Raw genomic sequence first — 7,672 nt, 5'->3', positions numbered from 1 at the left:
AAGATGAGCATGAACCCCTTTGACGAAATCGCCGTGGAAGAGGCGGTGCGGCTCAAAGAAAAAGGCGTGGCCACGGAAGTGATCGCGGTGAGCTGCGGCGTGGCGCAATGCCAGGAAACGCTGCGCACGGCGATGGCCATTGGCGCCGACCGCGGCATCCTGGTGGAAACCGATGCCGAGCTGCAACCCCTGGCCGTGGCCAAGCTGCTCAAGGCCCTGGTGGACAAAGAGCAACCGGGCCTGATCATCCTGGGCAAGCAAGCCATCGACGACGACGCCAACCAGACCGGCCAGATGCTGGCGGCCCTGGCCGACCTGCCCCAGGCCACCTTCGCCAGCAAAGTCGAAGTCGCCGGCGACAAAGTGAGCGTCACACGCGAAGTCGACGGCGGCCTGGAAACCCTGCAACTGACCACCCCGGCCGTCATCACCACCGACCTGCGCCTGAACGAGCCGCGCTACGTCACGCTGCCCAACATCATGAAGGCCAAGAAAAAGCCGCTGGACACCATCAAGCCCGAAGACCTCGGCGTGGACGTGGCCCCGCGCCTCAAGACCCTCAAGGTGGCCGAACCCCCGAAGCGCGGCGCCGGCGTGAAAGTGCCCGACGTCGCCACGCTGGTGGACAAGCTCAAGAACGAAGCCAAGGTCATCTAAAGGCAGGACAGGAGAAACAACATGACCGTACTCGTCATTGCAGAACACGACAACGCCAGCCTCAAGGCCGCCACCCTGAACACCGTCACCGCCGCACTCGCCTGCGGGGGCGACGTGCACGTGCTCGTAGCCGGTGAAGGCGCGCAGGCCGCCGCCCAGGCCGCCTCCCAAATCGCAGGCGTCGCCAAAGTCCTGCACGCCGACGGCGCCAGCCTGAAGGACGGCCTGGCCGAGAACCTGGCCGCCCAGGTGCTGCAGATTGCCGGCAACTACAGCCACATCCTGTTCCCGGCCACCGCCAGCGGCAAGAACGTCGCCCCGCGCGTGGCCGCCAAGCTGGACGTGGCGCAGATCAGCGACATCACCAAAGTGATCTCCGCCGACACCTTCGAGCGCCCCATCTACGCGGGCAACGCCATCGCCACCGTGCAAAGCGCGGACAGCGTCAAGGTCATCACCGTGCGCGGCACCGGCTTTGACGCGGCGCCCGCCACGGGTGGCAGCGCCGCGGTGGAAACCACCGCCGCCGTGGCCGACGCCGGCAAGAGCAGCTTTGCAGGACGCGAAGTCACCAAGAGCGACCGCCCCGAGCTCACCGCCGCCAAGATCATCGTCTCGGGCGGCCGGGCGCTGGGCAGCAGCGAGAAGTTCAACGAAGTCATGACCCCGCTGGCGGACAAGCTGGGCGCGGCCATTGGCGCCAGCCGCGCAGCGGTGGACGCGGGCTACGCCCCGAACGACCTGCAGGTGGGGCAAACGGGCAAGATCGTTGCGCCGCAGCTGTACATCGCGGCGGGGATCTCGGGGGCCATCCAGCACCTGGCAGGGATGAAGGACAGCAAGGTGATCGTGGCGATCAACAAAGACCCGGAGGCGCCGATCTTTGCGGTGGCCGACTACGGGCTGGAGGCCGATCTGTTCCAGGCCGTGCCGGAACTGGTGAAGGCCCTGTAAGCCGCTGCGCCGGCAAAAAGGCATCGCTTGCGATGCCTTTTTTTTGATCACATTCGTACCGTTTTGAGTTGGAGACACCCATGAGTTACACCGCCCCCGTCAAGGACATGCTGTTCGCCATCGAGCACTTGGCACGCATCGACCAGGTCGCGCAGATTCCCGGTTTCGAGGATGCTGGTCTGGACACGGCCGCTGCCGTGCTGGAAGAGTGCGCGAAGTTCAACGAGGGCGTGGTGGCTCCGCTCAATGTGGTTGGCGACGAGAAACCCTCTTGGTTCAAGGATGGTGCCGTGACCACCACGCCGGGCTTCAAGGAGGCCTTCAGCCAGTTCGCCGAGGGCGGCTGGCAGGGCTTGCAGCACCCTGCCGACTTCGGCGGCCAGGGCCTGCCCAAGACCATCGGCGCGGCCTGCGTGGAAATGCTCAACAGCGCCAACCTGAGCTTTGCGCTGTGCCCGCTGCTGACCGATGGTGCCATCGAGGCGCTGCTCACGGCCGGCAGCGACGAACTCAAGGCCACCTACCTGGAAAAGCTGGTCACGGGCGAGTGGACCGGCACCATGAACCTGACCGAGCCGCAGGCAGGCTCCGACCTGGCGCTGGTGCGCACCAAGGCCGACCCCCAGCCCGACGGTACGTACAAGGTCTTCGGCACCAAGATCTTCATCACCTATGGCGAGCACGACATGGCGGAGAACATCGTGCACCTGGTGCTGGCGCGCGTGGCGGGTGCGCCCGAGGGCGTGAAGGGCATCAGCCTGTTCGTGGTGCCCAAGTTCCTCGTGAACCAGGATGGCAGCCTGGGCGCGCGCAACGACGTGCATTGCGTGTCCATCGAACACAAGATGGGCATCAAGGCGTCGCCCACGGCCGTGCTGCAGTACGGTGATAACGGCGGCGCCATCGGCTACCTCGTGGGTGAGGAAAACCGGGGCCTGGAATACATGTTCATCATGATGAACGCCGCGCGCTACGCCGTCGGCGTGCAGGGCATCGCGGTGGCCGAGCGCGCCTACCAGAAGGCCGTGCAGTACGCGCGCGACCGCGTGCAAAGCCGCCCGGTCGACGGCAGCGTGGCCGGCAGCGCCGCCATCATTCACCACCCCGACGTGCGCCGCATGCTGATGACCATGCGCGCGTACACCGAGGGTTGCCGCGCCATGGCCACCACGGCTGCTGCGGCCTACGACGCCGCGCACCACCATCCCGATGCCGAGGTGCGCAAGCAGAACGCGGTGTTCTATGAATTCATGGTGCCACTGGTCAAGGGCTACAGCACCGAGATGAGCCTGGAAGTGGCCAGCCTGGGCGTGCAGGTACACGGCGGCATGGGCTTCATCGAGGAAACGGGCGCTGCGCAGTACTACCGCGACGCGAAGATCCTCACCATCTACGAAGGCACGACCGCCATCCAGGCCAACGACCTGGTGGGCCGCAAGACGGCGCGCGACGGCGGCCAGACGGCCAAGGCGATTGCCGCGCAGATAGAGGCCACCGAGGGCGAGTTGCGCGCCAGCGGCACGGCCGACGCTCAAGCGGTGGCCCAGCGCCTGGCTGCCGCACGCCAGGCATTCCTGGAAGTGGTGGATTTCATCGCCGGTGGCGCCAAGGCCCACCCCAACGACGTGTATGCGGGCAGCGTGCCCTATCTGATGCTGGCCGGCAATCTGGTGGCGGGCTGGCAGCTGGCGCGCGCGTTGCTGGTGGCGCAGGAGCTGTCCGCCAAGGGACAGGACGTGGCCTTCATGCAGGCCAAGATCGCCACGGCGCGCTTCTATGCCGACCACCTGCTGACCAAGGCGCCGGGCCAGCGCGACGCAATCGTGCACGGTGCGGCCAGCGTCACGGCTCTGCCGCTGGAAGCATTCTGAAAATTGCTTCTGTTTTGATAGCTGCTAGCGCTTGCGGGTAAAGCGCTATAGCCCATTTTTATTATGGAGACCGTCCGCATGTCCAAACTGCCCCCAGCGTTGCAGAAACCCTCGCTGCCCGTCATCGGCTCGCCGCTGTTCATCATCAGCAACCCCCAGCTCGTGATCGAGCAGTGCAAGGCCGGCATCGTGGGCTCCATGCCTGCGCTCAACGCACGGCCGGCGGAGCAACTCGACGACTGGCTCGCCGAGATCACCGAAACGCTGGCGGCGTGGGACAAGGCGCATCCCGAGTCGCCCTCCGCTCCGTTCGCCATCAACCAGATCGTGCACAAGAGCAACGACCGGCTGGAGCACGACATGCAGGTCTGCGCCAAGTACAAGGTGCCGATCGTCATCACCAGCCTGGGCGCGCGCGAGGACGTGAACCAGGCCGTGCACAGCTGGGGCGGCATCGTGCTGCACGACATCATCAACAACAAGTTCGCGCACAAAGCCATCGAGAAGGGGGCCGACGGCCTCATCGCCGTGGCGGCGGGCGCGGGGGGCCACGCAGGGGTGAAGAGCCCGTTTGCGCTGATCCAGGAAATCCGCCAATGGTTTGACGGTCCGCTCGCGCTGTCGGGCTCCATCGCCTCGGGCGGCGCCATCCTGGCCGCGCAGGCCATGGGCGCGGACTTCGCCTATATCGGCTCGGCCTTCATCGCCACGCACGAGGCGCGCGCCATCGATGCGTACAAGCAGGCCATCGTCGAGGGCAACTCCGACGACATCGTCTACAGCAATCTGTTCACGGGTGTGCACGGCAACTACCTGGCGCCGTCGATCCGCGCGGCAGGCCTGGACCCCGACAACCTACCGGAGTCCGATCCGAGCAAGATGAACTTCGGTGGCGACGCCAAGAAGGCATGGAAGGACATCTGGGGCTGCGGCCAGGGCATCGGCAGCATCACCGAGGTCACTTCGACGGCTGAACTCGTCGCGCGCCTGCGCCGCGAATACCAGCAGGCGCGCGAGCGCCTGGCCCTGGGCTGATGCCCGCGCGGGGCTGCAACGTAGCCCCGTTGGCCCAACGGCGCCCCAGGGGCGCCGTTTTTGTTGATGCGCGTGCGCTGTGTAGCGGTCAGCAGCATCAGCGCAAAAGGCGCAAAATCTCGGGCTTGCCCGATTACCGTGAACCCCCGTCGCAGGCCTGCTGCCGGCACGGGGTTCCTGTTTTGAATGTCCCAGCACACCCCGTCTCATGCCTCCCGCAGTGCGTTGATCGACTGCACCAAAGGCCTGGCCTGCGCCGCCATCGTCTGGCACCACCTGGCGTTCTACGGGCCCATGTCCGACGTGGCGCGCCAAGCAGTGCCGGGGTTGATCGACTGGCTCTACGAATACGCGCGCATGGCGGTGCAGGTGTTCCTGGTGCTGGGGGGATTCCTGGCAGCGGCCAGTCTGGCGCCGCAGGGGCAGGCGCGCTTTACCGACCCAGCCCAGCGCATCGCACGGCGCTTCGTGCGCCTGGTGGTGCCCTACGCGGTGGCGCTGGTGATCGCCATCGTCGTGCAGGCGACCGTGCAACCGTGGTTCGATCACGCCTCGGTATCCGACGTTCCGGACCTGGGCCAGTTGCTCGCGCATGCGCTGCTGCTGCAAAGCGTGCTGGACGAGGAGTCGCTGTCGGCCGGCGTCTGGTACGTGGCCATCGACTTTCAGCTGTTCGCCCTCACCACGTTGGTCCTGGCTGGCGTATCACGCGCGGCGGTGGCGCTGCGTGCGAGCGGCATGTCCCGCTACTGGCCCTGGGCCCTGAGCGGCGCGCAGGCACTCGTGGCGACGGGCGTCGCCGCCTCGCTGCTGTACTTCAACCGCGACGCCGATTGGGACGTCTGGGCGGTGTATTTCTTCGGTGCCTATGGCCTTGGCATGCTGGCCTACTGGGCCGTGCAGTCGCCCCGCGCGCTGGGAGCCTGGAGCTGGGCGCTGCTGATCGCGGCGCTGGTGGTGGCTGCGCTGGCACTGGAGTGGCGCCCCCGCATTGCGCTGGCCGGCGTGACTGCGCTGCTGCTGGTGGTGGCCATGCGCAGCCTGGCCATGCAGCGCTGGCAAGGCTGGGCACCGCTCAGCCGGCTGGGGCAGATCTCGTATTCGGTATTCCTCGTGCACTTTGCGGTGTGCGTGCTCGTCAACGCGGTGGAAAGCTACTTCTGGCCGCAGTCAGTAGCCGCCGCGATGGCGGGCATGGGCATCGCTTTCGTGCTGTCGATCGCCGCGGGCCACCTGCTGTACGAGCGTGTGGAGCGCCACGTTCCCACATGGCAATCTGCGCTGCGCTGGCAGGCCGGGCTCGTGGGAACCGGCTTGCTGACCACCGCGCTCATGGCAGGCCTGCGCTGACGAAAAAAAGGCAGCCAGTCATGGCTGCCTCGGGTCTTGGGTGGTGCGATCGCGCTCAGCGATGCAGTTCACCCGCGTTCTCGGGTTGGAAATCAATGGCGTCCACGCGCACGGTGACCTGGCCGGTGGGGCTGGGCATCTGGAATTCGTCGCCCACGCCCAGGCCCAGCAGTGCGATGCCGACGGGTGCGAACACCGACACCTTGTCGCCCGAGCCGTCCATCTCCTTCGGGTAGACCAGCGTCAGCGTGTTCGTCTTGCCGGTTTCCAGCAGCGTGAAGCGCACGGTGGAATTCATGGTCACCACATTGGGGGGCATGTCCTTGGGATCGAACACGTCGGCGCGGTCCAGCTCGGCCTCCAGTGCTTCCCGGCCAGGAAAGGGGGCGGTTTGTTTTTCCAGCAGGGCTTCGATGCGCTCCAGGTCCAGGGACGACAGGATGATGTGGGGCTTGCGCTGCATGGTGTGATTCCCTTGTAAACGATAGTGAAAGCGCGTCTGCCGGGCAGCCGCGCTCAAACGGACAAAAGCCCGGGCAACGGGGTTGTCCGGGCCAAGGCATGTTCTCAAAAAAAGCACCAAATTGGGTGCGGAAGTGGTGAATTGTGCGGCCGGGTGGCGCGTTTGCCAAGGGATCTCACACGCGCGCAGTGCGAATTGCGCTGCGCTTGCAGCCCTCCGGCAAATGGCGTAGGCCTCTGGATATTGCCAGAATAACTGTTTATTCATAAGGGGTATCTATTTAGCTCCAGTGACGTGAGAATAGCTGGATGGAAACCCAGATGCTAACGCCAACTCCTGGAGGGGACTACCCCCGCACCTGGAACGAATTTCTTGACTGGTTTGCCACCGAAGAGGCTTGCCAGGCGTTCCTGGAGAAGCTTCGGTGGCCCCAAGGCTTCGTCTGCCCGCGTTGCGGCAACGCTGGCGATGTGTACCGCGCCAGCCGCACCCGCCTGATGTGCCGCTCATGCCAGTACCAAGGCACAGTGACATCTGGAACCATCTTTGACAAGACGCGCACACCGCTGCGTGTCTGGCTGGCTGCAGCTTGGTACCTGACCAATCAGAAACAAGGCGTGAGCGCCCTGGGGCTGCAGCGCGTATTGGGTTTGGGGAGCTACCAGACCGCCTGGACCATGCTGCACCGGTTTCGACGTGCCATGGTCCGCCCGGGCCGGGACAAGCTCAAGGGGCTTGTGGAGGTGGATGAAACGTACCTGTCCATCACGGATCGCAAGAATCCCGCCACCCCTGCAGGGCGCAAGAGCAGCACCACCAAAGTGTTGATGGTCATGGCGGTGGAGATCGTGGAGCCCAAGGGGTTTGGGCGCATCCGGTTACGCCGCATTGACCGAGACGCCGCCACCCACGTAATCCCCTTTGTGCAGGAGGTGGTCGAGCCTGGAGCCCAGGTACGCACGGATGGTTCGGCGGCATACCGCGCTCTGGGAGAACTGGGTTACACCCACCAGCGCACCGTCATGCTCGGCTCAGGCGTACCTGCCCATGTCTCCATGGCGGGAGTGCACCGGGTCGCCTCACTGGTACAGCGCTGGGTGCTGGGAACACATCATGGCTCTGTACAGCCAGACCACCTGGACGCCTATCTCGATGAATTCGTGTTCCGTTTCAACCGGCGCACATCCAGCTCACGCGGGATGCTGTTTTACCGCTTGCTGCAGCAAGCGGTGGTTACGCCGCCAGTGACGTATGGGGATGTCGTGAGCAAGAACACCGGGGAGAGCCAATCGGATACCATTGCTGGATGAAATCACAGTATCAATGGGGCTGCTGGAGCTAA

General features: G+C 65.2%; 7 protein-coding genes. 6 read left to right on the top strand and 1 reads right to left on the bottom strand.

Annotation, left to right across the window (positions count from 1 at the left end; translation table 11 throughout):
- The 5 genes from BV908_RS21505 to BV908_RS21485 all read left to right on the top strand — a co-directional run.
- Nucleotides 1-657, top strand: a 657-nt coding sequence (locus BV908_RS21505) for an electron transfer flavoprotein subunit beta/FixA family protein (protein WP_103737219.1), incomplete at its 5' end; no start/stop codon positions are given.
- 21 nt (nucleotides 658-678) lie between these two features.
- Nucleotides 679-1,611 carry an FAD-binding protein gene (locus BV908_RS21500; RefSeq protein ID WP_015913713.1) on the top strand — a complete coding sequence of 311 codons (933 nt, stop codon included), beginning with the start codon at nucleotides 679-681 and terminating at the stop codon, nucleotides 1,609-1,611.
- Nucleotides 1,612-1,691: 80 nt separating this feature from the next.
- Entirely contained in the window at nucleotides 1,692-3,482 is a 1,791-nt protein-coding gene (locus BV908_RS21495; protein WP_011805964.1) for an acyl-CoA dehydrogenase, read from the top strand.
- Nucleotides 3,483-3,560: 78 nt separating this feature from the next.
- Entirely contained in the window at nucleotides 3,561-4,517 is a 957-nt protein-coding gene (locus BV908_RS21490) for a nitronate monooxygenase family protein (RefSeq protein ID WP_011805963.1), read from the top strand.
- Nucleotides 4,518-4,703: 186 nt separating this feature from the next.
- Nucleotides 4,704-5,867: an acyltransferase gene (locus tag BV908_RS21485; protein ID WP_103739174.1), complete on the top strand. Its 1,164-nt coding sequence runs from the start codon at nucleotides 4,704-4,706 to the stop codon at nucleotides 5,865-5,867.
- Nucleotides 5,868-5,922: 55 nt separating this feature from the next.
- Here BV908_RS21485 and rnk read toward each other — a convergent pair whose 3' ends face one another.
- Complete coding sequence (gene rnk, locus BV908_RS21480) at nucleotides 5,923-6,330, bottom strand: nucleoside diphosphate kinase regulator (RefSeq protein ID WP_015913710.1); 408 nt, start codon at nucleotides 6,328-6,330, stop codon at nucleotides 5,923-5,925.
- 308 nt (nucleotides 6,331-6,638) lie between these two features.
- Here rnk and BV908_RS21475 point away from each other — a divergent pair, with 308 nt between their 5' ends.
- Nucleotides 6,639-7,640 carry an IS1595-like element ISCsp2 family transposase gene (locus BV908_RS21475; RefSeq protein WP_011805635.1) on the top strand — a complete coding sequence of 334 codons (1,002 nt, stop codon included), beginning with the start codon at nucleotides 6,639-6,641 and terminating at the stop codon, nucleotides 7,638-7,640.
- The last annotated feature ends 32 nt before the right edge of the window (nucleotides 7,641-7,672 follow it).

Source organism: Diaphorobacter sp. LR2014-1 (genome assembly GCF_002916785.1).
GTDB classification, from domain to species: domain Bacteria; phylum Pseudomonadota; class Gammaproteobacteria; order Burkholderiales; family Burkholderiaceae_C; genus Diaphorobacter; species Diaphorobacter nitroreducens.
This window is presented reverse-complemented; position numbering and strand designations above follow the sequence as displayed.